General features: G+C 67.8%; 13 protein-coding genes and 4 pseudogenes. 7 read left to right on the top strand and 10 right to left on the bottom strand.

All coding sequences use genetic code 11. From position 1 onward, the window contains the following. The first annotated feature begins 16 nt into the window (after positions 1-16). Positions 17-502, top strand: a complete 486-nt coding sequence (locus ABFB10_RS13070) for a universal stress protein (protein ID WP_347166842.1) — start codon at positions 17-19, stop codon at positions 500-502. Between the two features lie 49 nt (positions 503-551). Here the strand turns inward: ABFB10_RS13070 and ABFB10_RS13065 are convergent. Beyond that, positions 552-680: pseudogene (locus tag ABFB10_RS13065) on the bottom strand (ATP-binding protein); the annotation flags it as partial. Positions 681-895: 215 nt separating this feature from the next. Here ABFB10_RS13065 and ABFB10_RS13060 point away from each other — a divergent pair. After that, positions 896-1,030, top strand: a pseudogene (locus ABFB10_RS13060) (aldo/keto reductase); the annotation flags it as partial. A gap of 10 nt (positions 1,031-1,040) precedes the next feature. Further along, entirely contained in the window at positions 1,041-1,895 is an 855-nt protein-coding gene (locus ABFB10_RS13055; RefSeq protein WP_347166841.1) for an aldo/keto reductase, read from the top strand. A gap of 46 nt (positions 1,896-1,941) precedes the next feature. On the opposite strand, the gene ABFB10_RS13050 is transcribed toward ABFB10_RS13055, so the two are convergent. Both ABFB10_RS13050 and ABFB10_RS13045 read right to left on the bottom strand, forming a co-directional pair. After that, complete coding sequence (locus tag ABFB10_RS13050) at positions 1,942-2,259, bottom strand: hypothetical protein (RefSeq protein WP_347166840.1); 318 nt, start codon at positions 2,257-2,259, stop codon at positions 1,942-1,944. Further along, complete coding sequence (locus ABFB10_RS13045; RefSeq protein ID WP_347166839.1) at positions 2,256-3,023, bottom strand: sulfite exporter TauE/SafE family protein; 768 nt, start codon at positions 3,021-3,023, stop codon at positions 2,256-2,258. Before ABFB10_RS13045 ends, ABFB10_RS13050 begins: the two co-directional genes overlap by 4 nt. Before the next feature lie 148 nt (positions 3,024-3,171). Here ABFB10_RS13045 and ABFB10_RS13040 point away from each other — a divergent pair. Then, positions 3,172-4,859 (top strand): annotated as a pseudogene (locus ABFB10_RS13040) (acyl-CoA dehydrogenase family protein). A gap of 295 nt (positions 4,860-5,154) precedes the next feature. Here ABFB10_RS13040 and pheT read toward each other — a convergent pair. The 3 genes from pheT to pheS all read right to left on the bottom strand — a co-directional run bounded on the left by pheT (position 5,155) and on the right by pheS (position 9,227). Next, positions 5,155-7,557, bottom strand: coding sequence for a phenylalanine--tRNA ligase subunit beta (pheT, locus tag ABFB10_RS13035; RefSeq protein ID WP_347166838.1), 2,403 nt, complete (start codon positions 7,555-7,557; stop codon positions 5,155-5,157). 142 nt (positions 7,558-7,699) lie between these two features. After that, the gene (locus ABFB10_RS13030; RefSeq protein ID WP_347166837.1) at positions 7,700-7,981 is read right to left on the bottom strand and encodes a YrhK family protein; all 282 of its coding nucleotides are present in this window, start codon (positions 7,979-7,981) and stop codon (positions 7,700-7,702) included. Between the two features lie 172 nt (positions 7,982-8,153). Continuing rightward, complete coding sequence (gene pheS / locus ABFB10_RS13025) at positions 8,154-9,227, bottom strand: phenylalanine--tRNA ligase subunit alpha (protein WP_347166836.1); 1,074 nt, start codon at positions 9,225-9,227, stop codon at positions 8,154-8,156. Between the two features lie 205 nt (positions 9,228-9,432). On the opposite strand from pheS, the gene ABFB10_RS13020 reads away from it, so the two are divergent. Next, a complete protein-coding gene (locus tag ABFB10_RS13020) occupies positions 9,433-10,035 on the top strand; it encodes an SGNH/GDSL hydrolase family protein (protein WP_347166835.1) in 603 nt (200 codons plus the stop codon). Positions 10,036-10,244: 209 nt separating this feature from the next. Here ABFB10_RS13020 and rplT read toward each other — a convergent pair whose 3' ends face one another. The 4 genes and pseudogenes from rplT to pyk all read right to left on the bottom strand — a co-directional run bounded on the left by rplT (position 10,245) and on the right by pyk (position 12,939). After that, a complete protein-coding gene (rplT, locus tag ABFB10_RS13015) occupies positions 10,245-10,610 on the bottom strand; it encodes a 50S ribosomal protein L20 (RefSeq protein ID WP_023849604.1) in 366 nt (121 codons plus the stop codon). Positions 10,611-10,625: 15 nt separating this feature from the next. Then, a complete protein-coding gene (gene rpmI, locus ABFB10_RS13010; protein WP_009504408.1) occupies positions 10,626-10,826 on the bottom strand; it encodes a 50S ribosomal protein L35 in 201 nt (66 codons plus the stop codon). Between the two features lie 391 nt (positions 10,827-11,217). Next, complete coding sequence (locus ABFB10_RS13005; protein ID WP_347166834.1) at positions 11,218-11,439, bottom strand: hypothetical protein; 222 nt, start codon at positions 11,437-11,439, stop codon at positions 11,218-11,220. Positions 11,440-11,492: 53 nt separating this feature from the next. Then, a pseudogene (gene pyk / locus ABFB10_RS13000) lies at positions 11,493-12,939 on the bottom strand (pyruvate kinase). A gap of 184 nt (positions 12,940-13,123) precedes the next feature. On the opposite strand from pyk, the gene ABFB10_RS12995 reads away from it, so the two are divergent. Next, positions 13,124-13,861 carry an N-formylglutamate amidohydrolase gene (locus ABFB10_RS12995; protein WP_347166833.1) on the top strand — a complete coding sequence of 246 codons (738 nt, stop codon included), beginning with the start codon at positions 13,124-13,126 and terminating at the stop codon, positions 13,859-13,861. A 62-nt stretch (positions 13,862-13,923) separates the two neighbouring features. Beyond that, on the top strand, positions 13,924-14,238 hold the full coding sequence (locus ABFB10_RS12990; RefSeq protein ID WP_347166832.1) for a DUF1244 domain-containing protein: 315 nt from the start codon (positions 13,924-13,926) through the stop codon (positions 14,236-14,238). The last annotated feature ends 130 nt before the right edge of the window (positions 14,239-14,368 follow it).

Raw genomic sequence — 14,368 nt, 5'->3', positions numbered from 1 at the left:
TTCGGGAGAGACGGAAATGTATAGCTCTATCTTGCTTGCATATGACGGTTCTCTGGAGGGGATCCTCGCATTGCGCGAAGGCGCAAAGCTTGCTCAGATATGCGGAGCCCGCGTCGTGCTTCTTGCGGTTGTGGAACACTCTTCCGAGATCTACGTCGGCGACGCCAGCACGGTCTATATCGGCCCTGACAAGACGGATGAGGTGAGACAAATCCTCGATGAAGGAGCCGCGCGGCTGACACGCATGGGGTTGGCCCATGAGGCACGTCTGGACGCTGGGCTGGCAGCAGAGCGTATCACAAGTGTAGCTCACGAAGTCAGCGCTGAGCTGGTCGTAGTCGGACATCACAAGCAAGGAGCTATGGCGCGGTGGCTACGTGGATCGGTCACGAGCTCCCTGAGCGACAGCCTGAATTGCAGCCTGCTTGTCGCACGCCTTGAAATCTCTGATGAACAGCTTTTCGGGACAAGAACTAACTTGATGGATGTCACTGGGAACTGACCCAGCATTGTCATCGAGATTTGACCCGCCTGTCAGAATGTCGGTCGGTTCATGATGCGGTCAACATTGGCGTCTCCTTCCTCAACTTTTTCGCGGTCTCCGAGCTGGCCTTGAAGCGGCAGCTGTCGTTTCCGGTTTCCAGGATGTGGCAGCGGTGTGTGAGGCGATCGAAGAGCGCGCCGACGTCGTGCAGTGCCAGTGCGCGCCCTGCCCCCCTGCCCAAGCCCCAAGGACCCCGACGCGCTTTCGGGACCGCAGCCTTTCGCGTGGCGCGAGGCCCCGCGCGGGGCCTGACACCGCATAGCGCCTTGCGGGAAATGCGCCGCCTGCCCTTGGCACCGCCGCCATCCTGCGCTTTGGTCGGCGCGACAAGCAGACGGAAAGGATGCCCCCATGCTGACCAGATCCCTTGGCCCCGACGGTCCGAGCCTCCCGGCACTGGGTGTCGGCGCCATGTCCTTCGCGGATTTCTACGGCCCGGTCACGACCGAGGGCTCTCATGCGATCCTGGACGCCGCGCGGGACGCGGGCATCGTGCATGTCGACACCTCGAACGTCTACGGCATGGGCCTGTCCGAAGAGACGATCGTACCGCTACCTCGCCACCTGCAAGGGCGAGACGCCCTTCCATATCGCCACGAAGGCCGGTATCTGCCGCGACCCCGAAACCGGCGCGCGCGGGTTCGACAACAGCCCCGAACACCTCGAGGCCGAACTGGACAAAAGCCTGTTGCGCATGGGGCTGGAGCGGGTCGATCTGTTCTACGTCCACCGCCGCGACCAAAGGCACGAAATCGAGGCGGTGACCGAGTTCCTCGCCACGCTGATCGCCAAGGGCAAGATCGCCAGTTTCGGCTTTTCCGAGATCGCGCCCACCTCGCTGCAGCGCGCCGCGGCGGTGCATCCGGTAGCTGCCGTCCAGTCGGAATACAGCCTTCAGACCCGGGCGCCGGAACTGGGGCTGATCCAGGCCTGCGAGGCGCTGGGAACGGCGCTCGTCGCCTTCTCTCCGGTCGGGCGGGGGCTGCTGTCGGACACGCCGCCCACACCCGGGCGTGTCGCCGCAAGCGCCTTCCTGAAGGACAACCCGCGCTTCATCCCCGGCGCGCTCGAGCGCAATATCGCCGCCAGCCAGCCGCTGCGCGAACTGGCCCGGCAGGAAGGCGTGGCGACCGCCTCTCTGGCCATCGCCTGGGTGCTGGCGCAGTCCGATAGCATCTTCGCGATCCCGGGCACCCGCTCGACCGCGCATTTCGCGGAACTGGTGGCCGGCGCCGGGATGACCCCCGCCCCCGACCTGCTGGCCGAGATCGGGCGTCGCCTGCCGGTCGGCTGGTGCCACGGCGCCCGCTATTCAGCCGCCCGGGCCGTCGGCCCCGAGGAGTACTGCTGAGGTCCCCGGCGCGGTTCACGGGTCGCCTGCCCGGGCGCGCAGGGCCCTAGACCGCCCCGAAGACCGCAAGCGCCGGGCCGTGCACGGCTATATCCACGGGGCCGAGGTCGGTGTCGACGCAGAGCGAGAAATACCCGGCCCTCGGCATGTAGACGACCGAATAGGCACCGTTCGACCGGGTCACCGTCCAGCACCGCTGCACGAACCCGCCGCTGAACCGGACAGAGACCGGGCGCGGCGCCACGCGCAGCCGCGCGAAATCCTCCAGCAACATGCGCCCCGCCCGCGTGGTGCCGTCGAAGGCGGCCAGCTCTGCCTCGACCAGCGCGGTCACCCGGTCGGCGGTCGCCGCGTCATCGCTCATGTCAGGGCGCGCCGCAGGATGTTGAGCCCCGCGATCAGCAGCACGATCAGCGTCGCCTTCCGAAAGGCCGCCTGGTCGATGCGGTCCTGTACAAGGCTTCCCAGCCACATGCCCAGCACCGCCGGCGGAATCAGCGCCAGCGAGAACCAGATCGTCCGGGCGTTCAGCACGCCCGACGCGACATGCGCCACCGCCAGCGCCACCGCGCCAAGGCCGTAGATCACCCCCTGCACGCGGATCTGTTCGCGCTTCTCGGTGTCCAGCGCGGTCAGATAGGCCACCGTGGGCGGCCCCCAGACCCCCGACATGCCACCGATGAACCCCGCGAAACCGCCGATCCCGATCTCCCAACCGCGCGAGGGCCCGTTGCGGAAGCGCGGCCTCCAGCCCGCCAGTTGCAGCGCCGCGAAGACCGTGATCGGCCCGCCGATCATCGCCAGCAGCACCCCGACGGGCAACACGCGCACCAGCTGTGCCGAGATCACCAGCGTCACCAGCCCGACCCCGAGGAACACCCGGAACCGCCCGACCGAGGCCAGCGCCGCCGCCGCCCCCTGCCGCATCGCCTGCATCCCGTTGGTCACCAGCGTCGGCATGATCAGGCCCGCCAGCGCCAGCTCTGGCGCGATGAACATGCCCAGGCCGGACACGAGGATCATCGGCATGGCAAAGCCCACCATGCCCTTGACCACGCCGCCCAATGCCGCGATTGCGAGGGCAAGCAGCCAGGTCCCGGCGGTCAGAGAAGTCAGCATATCGGTCATGGGCGCGCCATAGCACGCCCTTGCGCCCAGCACCTCACTTTTCGCCCGCGCAATAATTGAACAACGCACATGCCAAACGGGTATTTTTGTTGCGCTGCACTTGCAAAATGGCTAGGACCGGCAGGACCCGAACAGAAGGAAGCGATTCATGGCCCATGACGGACAAGACCCGAGCCTTGGCAGCGTGACCCTGCCCGACCTCCTGACCCTGACCGGCGCGGCCATTGCCCCGGTCGAAGCGGTCTTCGAAACCGCGCGTGCCCGTGTCCGGGACATGGTCAGCGCCGAGGGCCGGGTCTCCGGCGCGCTGGTGGAAGAGAACCAGACCGCCTGCCACGGGCTGGCCTGGCTGGCCACCTACCTCGAAGCGCTGCGCCAGATGCACAAATGGGCGGAACGGCTGACCGCGGCCGGTACCTTCGGCGAGGTCGAGGAGCTGATCCTGCAGATCGCCTTCGGCGAATACCTCTGGCAGGTCTACGGCGGCATCCAGATGAACCAGGGCGAACTCGTGCGCCTTCAGGACATGGGGCTCGCGCAGGACGACATGCACGGGCTGATGACCGAGGCGGTGATGACGCTGACCCAGCGCGGCAATACCCAGGCCGCCCGCACCCGGCTGGTCGAGCTGATGCAGGAACGCGCGGCAGAGATCACCGTGGGCCGGACCGGTCTCGACGAAGAGCTCGAGATGATCCGCGAGCAGTTCCGCCGCTTCGCCGTCGAGAAGGTGGAACCCCACGCCCACGAATGGCACCTCAAGGACGAGCTGATCCCCATGGAGGTGATCGAGGAACTGGCCGAGATGGGCGTCTTCGGCCTGACCATCCCCGAGGACCTCGGCGGCTTCGGCCTGTCCAAGGCCTCGATGTGCGTGGTCTCCGAGGAACTCTCGCGCGGCTACATCGGCGTGGGCAGCCTCGGCACCCGCTCCGAGATCGCCGCAGAGCTGATCATCGCGGGCGGCACGGACGAGCAGAAACAGAAGTGGCTGCCCGGGATCGCCAGCGGGGAAATCCTGCCCACGGCGGTCTTTACCGAACCCAACACCGGCTCCGACCTTGGCGCGCTGCGCACCCGCGCGGTGAAGAACGCCGAGGGCGACTACGAGGTCACCGGCAACAAGACCTGGATCACCCATGCCGCGCGCACGCATATCATGACGCTGCTGGCCCGCACCGATCCCGCGACGGACAACTACAAGGGTCTGTCGATGTTCATCGCCGAGAAGACCCCCGGCGACGACGCCAACCCCTTCCCGACCGAGGGCATGACCGGCGGCGAGATCGAGGTTCTGGGCTACCGCGGCATGAAGGAATACGAGCTCGGCTTCGACGGCTTCAAGGTCAAGGCAGAGAACCTGCTGGGCGGCGAAGAGGGCAAGGGCTTCAAGCAGCTCATGGAGACCTTCGAAAGCGCCCGCATCCAGACCGCCGCCCGCGCCATCGGCGTGGCGCAATCGGCGCTGGATGTCGGCATGACATACGCGCAGGACCGCAAGCAGTTCGGCAAGCCGCTGATCGCCTTCCCCCGCGTCTCGGGCAAGCTGGCGATGATGGCGGTCGAACTGATGATCGCGCGCCAGCTGACCTATTTCTCGGCACGGGAAAAGGACCACGGCCACCGCTGCGACCTCGAGGCCGGCATGGCCAAGCTGCTCGGCGCCCGCGTGGCACTGGGCCTCGGCTAGACAACGCGCTGCAGATCCACGGCGGCAACGGCTTCGCGCTGGAATACACGGTCAGCCGCATCCTCTGCGACGCGCGCATCCTGAACATCTTCGAAGGCGCTGCCGAGATCCAGGCCCAGGTCATCGCCCGCCGCCTTCTGGGCTAAGACAGGACCCCGAAGGGCGGCGCCGAGACCTCAGGCGCCGCCCGCCCGCAGAGAGGCCATGCGGCCCTTCAACTGTCGCAAACCCGCCCGGCCCCGGCCCATCACCGGACAAACCGCCCAGCCCTTCTTTGGTCCGGAAAATACCTCGGGGGGCCCGAAGGGCGGGGGCAGCGCCCCCTCCGCCGCAGCCACAGGCGCATCGCAGCCCCTGCCCCGGCGCAGCCCGCCCGCAGACCGCCCAAGGCAAAAAGGCCCGGTCCATCGACCGGGCCTTTCTCATCTCGATGGCACGGGGTCAGCCGCGCAGCACGCCCCCGGTGGCCTTGGTCACCTTCTCGACGATCTTCGCGGCGACCGCCTCGATGTCCTTTTCCTTCAGCGTCTTGTCCGTCGGCTGCAGGCGCACGGTGATGGCAAGGCTCTTCTTGCCCTCGCCCAGCGACCCGCCGATGAACTCGTCGAAGACGCGCACCTCCTCGATCAGCCCCTTGTCGGCGCCCTGCGCCGCGTTGACCAGATCCAGCGCCTGCACATCGGCATCCACGACAAAGGCAAAGTCGCGCTCGACCGCCTGAAGGTCGCGCAGCACCAGCGCCTGCCGGGTCGCACCCGCCTTGCGCGGCAGCGGCACCGCGTCCGGCCAGATGGTGAAGCCCACCACCGGCCCCTTCACGTCCATCGCCTTCAGCACCACGGGGTGCAGCTCGCCGAAGACGCCCAGCACCTTCTTGGGGCCAAGGCAGAACATGCCGTGCCGCCCCGGGTGCCACCAGTCGGACCCGCCGCGCAGGATCTGCATCCCGGCGGGCGCGCCGATGGCCGCCAGCACCGCCTCGGCATCCGCCTTGGCGTCGTAGAGATCCACCGCCCGCGCGGCGCCATGCACGTCCTTGGGCCCGGTGCGCCCGACCAAAAGGCCCGAGATCTGCTGGTGCTGCTCGCCCGGCTCGCCGCCGGTGAAGGCCGCGCCCAGCTCGAACAGCGCAAGATCCATGAAGCCGCGCGCCTGGTTGCGGGCCGCCGCCTGCAACAGGCCCGGCAGCAGCGCGGGCCGCATGTGGCTCATCTCGGACGAGATCGGGTTGGCCAGCATCGTCGCGTCGTCACCGCCGCCGAACAGCGCCGCCGAGTCCCGGTCGATGAAGCTGTAGGTCACGCATTCGTTGTACCCCAGCGCCGCCGCCGTGCGCCGCGCCACGCGCTCGCGCTTCTGCTGCGGCGAGAGGATCGGGCCGGGAACGCCCGCGATGGTGCGCGGCAGCGGCTTGCCCTTCAGCTTGGTCAGCGAGGCGATGCGCGCCACCTCTTCCACCAGGTCCGCCTCGCCGAGGATGTCGGGCCGCCACGAGGGCACATGCGCCATGTTGCCTTCCATCCGGAAGCCGAGCGCGGTCAGGGTCTGGCGCTGGGTCGATTCCGGGATCTCCATGCCGACCAGAGACACCACCCGCGCCGGGTCCAGCCGGTAGGCGCGCGCGGTATCGGGAACATAGCCCGCCACCACCACCTCCGAGGCCTCGCCGCCGCAGAGGTCGAGGATCATCTGCGCCGCGTCCTCCATGGCCTGCATGTTGTACTCGGGGTCGATGCCACGCTCGTTGCGATAGCGCGCGTCCGAGTTGATCTTCAGCGCGCGGCCCGTATGGGCGATCTGGATGCGGTCCCAGACGGCGGCTTCGAGGAAGACATTGGTCGTGGCCTCGGTGCAGCCGGTTTCCAGCCCGCCCATGATACCGCCGATGGATTCGATGCCTTCGGCGTCAGAGATCACCACCTGCCCGGTGCCGAAGGTATAGGTCTTCTCGTCCAGCCCCACCAGCGTCTCGCCGCCCCCGGTGCGGTGCACGCGCAGCGCGCTGCCCTTGACCTTGTCGGCATCGAAGACGTGCAGCGGGCGGTTGCGGTCGTGGGTGAAGAAGTTGGTGATATCCACCAGCGCGGAAATCGAGCGCAGCCCGATGGCGCGCAGCCGGTCCTGCAGCCACTTCGGGCTGGGGCCATTGGTGACGCCCCGGATCAGCCGCCCCGCGAAGACCTCGCAGCCGTCGGTGCGCGTGTCCTCGTCGATGGTGACGGTGATCGGACAGGGGAAGCTGCCCTTGACGTAGCCTTCCTTCATCGGCTTCAGCGTGCCAAGGCCCCGCGCCGCCAGGTCGCGCGCGATGCCATGCACCCCCAGCGCATCCTGCCGGTTCGGCGTGATGGCGATCTCGATCACCGGGTCGACCTTGGCCGGATCGTTCTCGGCCAGCCAGTCGGTGAACCTCTGCCCAACGGTGCCCGAGGGCAGCTCGATGATGCCGTTGTGTTCGTCGCTGAGTTCCAGCTCGCGCTCCGAGGCCATCATGCCATGGCTCTCGACGCCGCGGATGTTGCCCACCGACAGGGTCACGTCGATGCCGGGCACGTAGTCGCCGGGCTTGGCCAGCACCACGGTGATGCCTTCGCGCGCGTTGGGCGCGCCGCAGACGATCTGCTTCACACCCTCGTCGGTTTCCACCTGGCAGACGCGCAGGCGGTCGGCGTCGGGATGCTGCTCGGCGCTCTGCACCTTGGCCAGCGTGAAGCCCGCCAGCTTGGCGGCAGGGTTCTCGACCCCCTCGACCTCGAGCCCGAGGTCGGTCAGGGTCTCGGCGATCTCGTCCACAGAGGCCGTGGTGTCGAGGTGCTCCTTGAGCCAGGAAAGCGTGAATTTCATGGGTCCGGTCCCCGGGTGACTGCGTGTTGCGCCGTGCTTAGCGGATGCGCCCCGGGGAGGAAAGAGGCACCCGGCCCGCCCCCTCGCAGGGGCGAAGTCCGCGACGGACTTCGGACCGTTTTCTTCGAAAGAAAACGGCGCGTCAGGATTGGTAGCGGTCCGCGAGGTCGTCGGCGTCGCCCATGGCGGCCAGCTTCAGCTCCCGCACCAGCCGCAGCGTCGGCTTGGCCATGAAGAAGACCGAGCCCACCGTGAAGAACCATGTCGCGACCGTCATCAGGCTGTCGCGGAAGAACATCACCGATCCGATGGTGAAACAGACCGCCGCCGCGAAGTCGACGAAGGTATAGACCAGCTCGAACAGGGCGTAGACCCGCCGTGTCTCGGGATTGCGGTCACGGTTCTCGTGGGAAAAAAGCGGCATGGCGTGTCCCTATGCATCCCGGGTTTGCCTTACAGTCGCATACCCCATGCACCCCGCGCCACATGCGCAAACGCCCCCGAAGGCTGTTCGGGGGCGTTGAGTGGTTGTTCCAAGACCCGGCGGCAGGGCCAGCGTCCCATAGCCCCCCGCGGTCAGGAGAGGCGGTCGCTGCTCAGCGCGACAGGCCCGCGTGCAGCGTCGGCACGTCCAGCGAGGCAAAGCCGTAGTGGCGCAGCCAGCGCAGGTCGCTGTCGAAGAAGGCGCGCAGGTCGGGGATACCGTATTTCAGCATGGCGATCCGGTCGATTCCCATGCCGAAGGCAAAGCCCTGCCACTGCTCGGGATCCACACCCGCCGCCTTCAGCACCTTGGGATGCACCATGCCGGAGCCGAGGACTTCGAGCCAGTCGTCGCCCTCGCCGATCTTCAGCTGGCCGCCCTCCCACGAGCACTGGATGTCGACCTCTGCCGAGGGCTCGGTGAAGGGGAAATGCGAGGCGCGGAAACGGGTCTTGATGCCCGGCGTCTCGAAGAAGGCCGAGAAGAACTCTTCCAGCACCCACTTGAGGTTCGCCATCGAGATGTCCTTGTCGATGGCCAGCCCCTCGACCTGGTGGAACATCGGCGTGTGGGTCTGGTCGTAATCGGCGCGGTAGACGCGGCCCGGGCAGATGATCCGGCAGGGCGCACCATGCGCCTCCATGTGGCGGATCTGCACCGGCGAGGTATGCGTGCGCAGCACATGCGGGGCGCGCTCGTCATCCTCGGCGCGGTGCATGTAAAAGGTGTCCATCTCGGCCCGCGCCGGGTGGTGGCCGGGGATGTTCAGCGCGTCGAAGTTGTACCAGTCGCTGTCGATCTGCGGGCCTTCCGCGACCGAAAAGCCCATGTCGGCGAAGATCGCGGTGATCTCTTCCATGACCTGGCTGACCGGGTGGATGCTGCCCATCCGCTGCGGGCGGCCCGGCAGAGTCACGTCCAGCCATTCGCTGCGCAGGCGCTCTTCCAGCGCGGCATCGCCCAGGGCGGCCTTCTTGGCGGCGAGGGCAGAGTTGATCTCGTCCTTCAGCGCGTTCAGCGCCGGGCCCGCCGTCTGGCGTTCCTCGGGCGTCATCTTGCCCAGCTCGCGCATCCGCAGGCTGACCTCGCCCTTCTTGCCCACGGCGGCGACGCGCAGGTCCTCCAGCGCGGATTCGTCACCGGCCCCGGCGATCAGGTCGAGATATTTCTGGCGCAGGTCGTCCATCGGGGTCTCCTTCGGCTGTCGCCTGCCGAAGTATCGCCGCCCGAGGTCAAGGGCAAGGCTGTGCGGACGCCTCGGGCGCTTGATCCCCGGGGTCGCCGGACCACCATTGGTCACGGACCCCATGGAAAGGCACCCCACATGCTGCGTATCGGCCTTTTGTTTCTTGCCCTGACCCTCGGCGCCTGCGGGCGCGGCGTGCCCGACGATGCCCGCGTGGTCGTCGCGGGCGATCTCGGTGATGGCCTGGAACCGGGTCGAGGGCGCATCTGTCGCGGACGGGCTGTCGCGGGCGCTGGATGTGCCGGTCGGCGACGTCTCGCTGCCCTATGCCAGTGTCAGCGGTGTGACCGGTGCGGGGCCGCTGAACATCGCGCGGCAGGTCGGGGGGCTGGACGCGCCCTGGGTCGTGGTGAACGGCGGCGCCAACGATCTGGGCATCGGTTGCGGGCGCGCCAACCAGGGCATGCTGGAGGCGCTGATCACACCGGACGGCAGCAAGGGGGCGATCCCCAACCTGGTGCGCGGCCTGACCGCACGGGGCTCTCGCGTGGTCTGGGCCGACTATTACACCTCGCCGAAGTTCGCGGGCACAGCCTGCGCGCGGCTCTATGCCGATATGGAGCAACGACTAGGGCGGATGGCCGCAATCATGCCCGCCGTGCTGATGGTCGACATGGGAGACGTCATCGCGACCTCGGACCCGGCGATGTTCGACAGCGACCGCATCCACCCCTCGCCCGAAGGCTCGCGCCGGATCGCGGCGCTGGTGGCAGAGGCCATCCGGGCGGCGGACCCCACGCTTCGCTGAGCCCGCCCTTCGGCGCGCCGCCCCCTTGGTGACACTGCCCTTCGCTGGGCAGACCCTCCGGTGTCTTCCCCTTTCGATTGCGGCGTCTTTCCGTGACGCCCCGTTCCTTTTGCGCGCGCCCCAAGCGGAACGCCTTCCCGCCCGCCCGAAACGCAAGAAAGCCCGGGACGCGGGGTCCCGGGCTTTCCGAATGTCATGCCGTGAAAGACTTAGGCGGGCAGAGCGCCCTTGGCCTGATCCACGATGGCCGCGAAGGCCTCGGGCTCGTGCACGGCGAGATCCGCCAGAACCTTGCGGTCGACTTCGATGCCGGCCAGCGACAGGCCGTTGATGAAGCGCGAATAGGTCAGCGATTCGTCATGTGCGCGGACGGCGGCGTTGATCCGCTGGATCCACAGCGCGCGGAAGTTGCGCTTGCGGTTGCGACGGTCGCGCGTGGCGTACTGGTTGGCCTTGTCGACGGCCTGTGCCGCGACCTTGAAGGTGTTCTTGCGACGGCCATAGTAGCCCTTGGCTGCCTTGATGACCTTCTTGTGACGCGCGTGCGTGACGGTTCCGCTCTTGACTCGGGACATGCTGGATCCTCCTGATTAGCGGTCGTAGGGCATGTAGCCCTTGACGATCTTGGCGTCGGGGGCGGACAGCGTGGTGGTGCCGCGAGCGTCGCGGATGAATTTCGTGGTGCGCTTGATCATGCCGTGGCGCTTGCCGGCCTGACCTGCGACAACCTTGCCGGTGGCCGTAACCTTGAAGCGCTTCTTGGCGCTCGACTTGGTCTTCATCTTGGGCATTTCGGTTCTCCTGTTCTTGACGCGACTCGGCATGCCGCTTGAGCCGGACGCGCGGTTGGAGCGGGCCGTATAGAGGCGTGGGGGCGGTTTGGCAAGGGGCAGATCGGGGTGGCGCGGCGCGCGGGCCACCCTGCGGCTTATCCAGGATGGGATGCGACAAGGCAAGGCGTCGAGCCCCAGTGCCCCACCCCGCCGCGTCGCCGGGCCGCTGTGCGATTCGCCCTGCGGGCAGGGGGCTGCGCGCCCTGCGAAGGCGAGATCCTGCTCTCGACGCGGCCCCCTGACCGCAGGACCACCGCGGGCTGGCGAGGGGCGGTGCCGGCGCCGGGAAGCGCAGGCGTTTTCCGCGACGGAAAACGGGCCGAATTCTTTGAAAGAATTCGGCCCGTGGTCACAGCAGCCGGGCGATCACACCGTAGAGCACCTCGGGTATTTCCGTCAGCCTGAAGCCGCCGGGCCTGCGCAACGCGGCCCAGAGCACAAGGCCGCCGCCCGCCAGAAGTGCCACGACCCCGGTACGCGGCGCGCACCGGTCCGACCAGGCGGCGATGATCGAAGGCAGCGACAGCACCATCAACCCGAGGCCGGTCACCAAGGCCACGTCGTTGTCCATCCCTGCCCCGTCGCTCCTTGTCCCGAGGCCCGCCGGGGGCCTCGGAGGACAGGTTACTCGGGATCGGTCGAGTAGATCAAACGCTCGTCGCAGGGCGCCACGCGCAGGATGTTCGTGGTCCCGGTGGTGTTGAAGGGCACACCCGCCGTCACCACGATCTGGTCGTCGGGGCCGGCATAGCCTTCGGCTCGGGCGGCCCGCGCCGCGTTCACCACCGCCTGCTTGAAGCGTTCCAGCTCGCCGGTCATGACGGTCTGCACACCCCAGCTCAGCGACAGCTTGCGCGCCGTGCCGCGCTGGCTGGTCAGCGCGATGATCGGCACCCGCGGCCGTTCGCGCGCCACCAGGACGGCGGTGTTGCCCGAGGAGGTGAAGCAGCAGATCGCCTTGATGTCCGTGGTCTCGGCAATCTCGCGCGTGGCGGCGACGATGCCGTCGGCCACGGTCTTGCGGTCGGCGTGGCGCGAGGCCTCGATCACGTCGCGGTAGGTCGGATCGCATTCCACGGAGACGGCGACGTTGTTCATCGTCTGCACCGCCTCGATGGGGTACTGACCGTACCGCAGATTCCGCCGAGAGCATGATCGCGTCGGTGCCCTCGTAGATGGCGCCCGAGACGTCGGACACTTCGGCCCGCGTCGGCATCGGCGATTCGATCATCGATTCCAGCATCTGCGTCGCCACGATCACCGGGCGCGCCGCCGCGCGGCACTTGCGCACCAGCCGTTTCTGGATCGGCGGCACCGAATGCACCGGCAGCTCCACCCCCAGATCGCCGCGCGCCACCATGATGCCGTCGGACACCGCGAGGATGCTGTCGAATTCGCGCACCGCCGAGGGCTTTTCGATCTTGGCGATGATCGAGGCCCGGCCATTGGCGAGGTCACGCGCCTCCTGCACGTCGCGGGCGCGCTGCACGAAGCTGAGCGCCAGCCAGTCGACGCCAAGCTGGCAGACAAACTCCAGATCGCGCCGGTCCTTGTCGGACAGCGCCGCCACCGGCAGCACCACGTCGGGCACGTTCACGCCCTTGCGGTTCGAGATCGTGCCGCCCGCCTCGACGATGCAATTGGCGTGATCCTTGGTGCAATCCGCCACTTTCAGGCGGATCTTGCCGTCGTTGACCAGCAGGGTCGATCCCGGTTCCAGCGCCTCGAAGATCTCGGGGTGCGGCAGCTGCACGCGCTTCGCCGTGCCCGGCGTCTTGTCGAGGTCGAGCCGGAACTCCTGCCCCCACTCAAGGTCTTCCGAGCCGTTCTCGAACTCGCCCACGCGCAGCTTCGGCCCCTGAAGGTCGGCAAGGATGGCGATCGGGCTGTTGAGATCCTTCTCGACCTGCCGGATGATCTTGTGCCGCTCTTCGATCTCTTCGTGGCTGCCGTGGCTCATGTTCAGGCGGAAGACGTCCGCCCCGGCCTCGTGCAGGGCACGGATCATCTCGTAGGTGGAAGAGGACGGGCCCAGCGTGGCCACGATCTTGACGTGTCGGTCGCGTTTCATGAAGTCTCCTTGCCCGGTGCGGCGGCGGGGTGAACTGTGGCGGTCCGGGTTCTGCGTCTGGCTGTCAGGCGGCATCCCGGAGACCCTGCGGGCCTTGAGTTACCGCTAACGTCGCGGCGTTTATCCCGCAATTCCCTTTGCCGCGCAACTTGCTTATGTCTAGCGGGCGATGGATGAAGAAACCATGACATATTGCCCGTTCCGGGTCGAGGGAGAGGGGCGGCAGAGCCGCTTCCTGATCACCTGCGATCATGCCGCCAATACCGTTCCGCCGGAACTGGGCGGCACGCTGGGGCTGCCCGATGGCGATATGGCGCGCCACATTGCCTATGACGTGGGCGCCGCCGGGGTGGCGCGCGCGCTTGGCGCGGCGCTTGGCGCGCCGGTGGTGCTGTCGGATTTCTCGCGCCTCGTGATCGACCCGAACCGGGGCGAGGACGACCCGACCCTGCTGATGAAGCTCTACGACGGCTCGGTCATCCCGGCCAACCGCCATGCGGATGCAGCCGAGAAGGCCCGGCGGATCGAGGCCTACCACCGCCCCTACCACCGCGCCCTCGAAGGGCTGGCGGCGCGGCGCGAGGACGTGGCCATCGTCTCGGTCCATTCCTTCACGCGACAGTTGCGGGGCCGCCCGACGCGGCCATGGCACGTCGGCGTGCTGCATGCGTGGGACGCGCGCCTCTCCGATCCGCTGATCGCCCTGCTGGAAGCCGAGCCGGATCTGGTCGTCGGGCGCAACGAGCCCTACCCCGGCCACCTGCCCGGCGATGCCATCGACCGCCACGCGCTGAAGCACGGGCGGCTGAACACGCTGCTGGAAATCCGCAACGACCTGATCGAAACCGAAACCGCTCAGGCGCATTGGGGGGACCGGCTTGCCGACCTTCTGACCCGCGCGCTGGCGCAGGTTCCGGACTGACGGGACGCCCGGCCCATCCGGGCGCGCTACGCCACAGACCAAGCGACCAAGGAGGACGCACCATGGACGACCAGACCCGCACCGAACTCGAAGCCGCCGCCTTCCGCCGCCTGCGCCAGCACCTGATGGAGGACCGGCCCGAGGTGCAGAACATCGACCTGATGAACCTCGCGGGCTTCTGCCGCAACTGCCTGAGCCGCTGGTATCAGGAGGCCGCGACAGAGCGCGGCCTCGAGATGGGCAAGGAGGACGCGCGCGAGATCTTCTACGGCATGCCCTACGACGACTGGAAGGCCGCGCAGCAGACCGAGGCCGGACCCGAGAAGCAGGCCGCCTTCGACAAGGCCTTCAAGGAAAACGTCACCGACAATGGCTGACCTGCCCGGCCCCGGGCCTGAAACGCCGACCGCCCGCCGCGCCCTCGGCGCTGTCCCGTCGCGGCGGGGTCACGGCGATGGGCAAAGGCTGGATATGCCCGGCGGTTTCTGTCGTGATCCGGCCTCCGGC

Source organism: Ponticoccus litoralis, assembly GCF_039769985.1.
In the GTDB taxonomy this organism is placed as follows: domain Bacteria; phylum Pseudomonadota; class Alphaproteobacteria; order Rhodobacterales; family Rhodobacteraceae; genus Ponticoccus; species Ponticoccus litoralis.
This window is presented reverse-complemented; position numbering and strand designations above follow the sequence as displayed.

Coding starts and splice junctions, on each gene's coding strand:
- ABFB10_RS13070 (WP_347166842.1), top strand. CDS start 17: ATGTATAGCTCTATCTTGCTTGCATATGACGGTTCTCTGGAGGGGATC.
- ABFB10_RS13055 (WP_347166841.1), top strand. CDS start 1,041: ATGTCGACACCTCGAACGTCTACGGCATGGGCCTGTCCGAAGAGACGA.
- ABFB10_RS13050 (WP_347166840.1), bottom strand. CDS start 2,259: ATGAGCGATGACGCGGCGACCGCCGACCGGGTGACCGCGCTGGTCGAG.
- ABFB10_RS13045 (WP_347166839.1), bottom strand. CDS start 3,023: ATGACCGATATGCTGACTTCTCTGACCGCCGGGACCTGGCTGCTTGCC.
- pheT (WP_347166838.1), bottom strand. CDS start 7,557: ATGAAATTCACGCTTTCCTGGCTCAAGGAGCACCTCGACACCACGGCC.
- ABFB10_RS13030 (WP_347166837.1), bottom strand. CDS start 7,981: ATGCCGCTTTTTTCCCACGAGAACCGTGACCGCAATCCCGAGACACGG.
- pheS (WP_347166836.1), bottom strand. CDS start 9,227: ATGGACGACCTGCGCCAGAAATATCTCGACCTGATCGCCGGGGCCGGT.
- ABFB10_RS13020 (WP_347166835.1), top strand. CDS start 9,433: ATGCCCGCGTGGTCGTCGCGGGCGATCTCGGTGATGGCCTGGAACCGG.
- rplT (WP_023849604.1), bottom strand. CDS start 10,610: ATGTCCCGAGTCAAGAGCGGAACCGTCACGCACGCGCGTCACAAGAAG.
- rpmI (WP_009504408.1), bottom strand. CDS start 10,826: ATGCCCAAGATGAAGACCAAGTCGAGCGCCAAGAAGCGCTTCAAGGTT.
- ABFB10_RS13005 (WP_347166834.1), bottom strand. CDS start 11,439: ATGGACAACGACGTGGCCTTGGTGACCGGCCTCGGGTTGATGGTGCTG.
- ABFB10_RS12995 (WP_347166833.1), top strand. CDS start 13,124: ATGACATATTGCCCGTTCCGGGTCGAGGGAGAGGGGCGGCAGAGCCGC.
- ABFB10_RS12990 (WP_347166832.1), top strand. CDS start 13,924: ATGGACGACCAGACCCGCACCGAACTCGAAGCCGCCGCCTTCCGCCGC.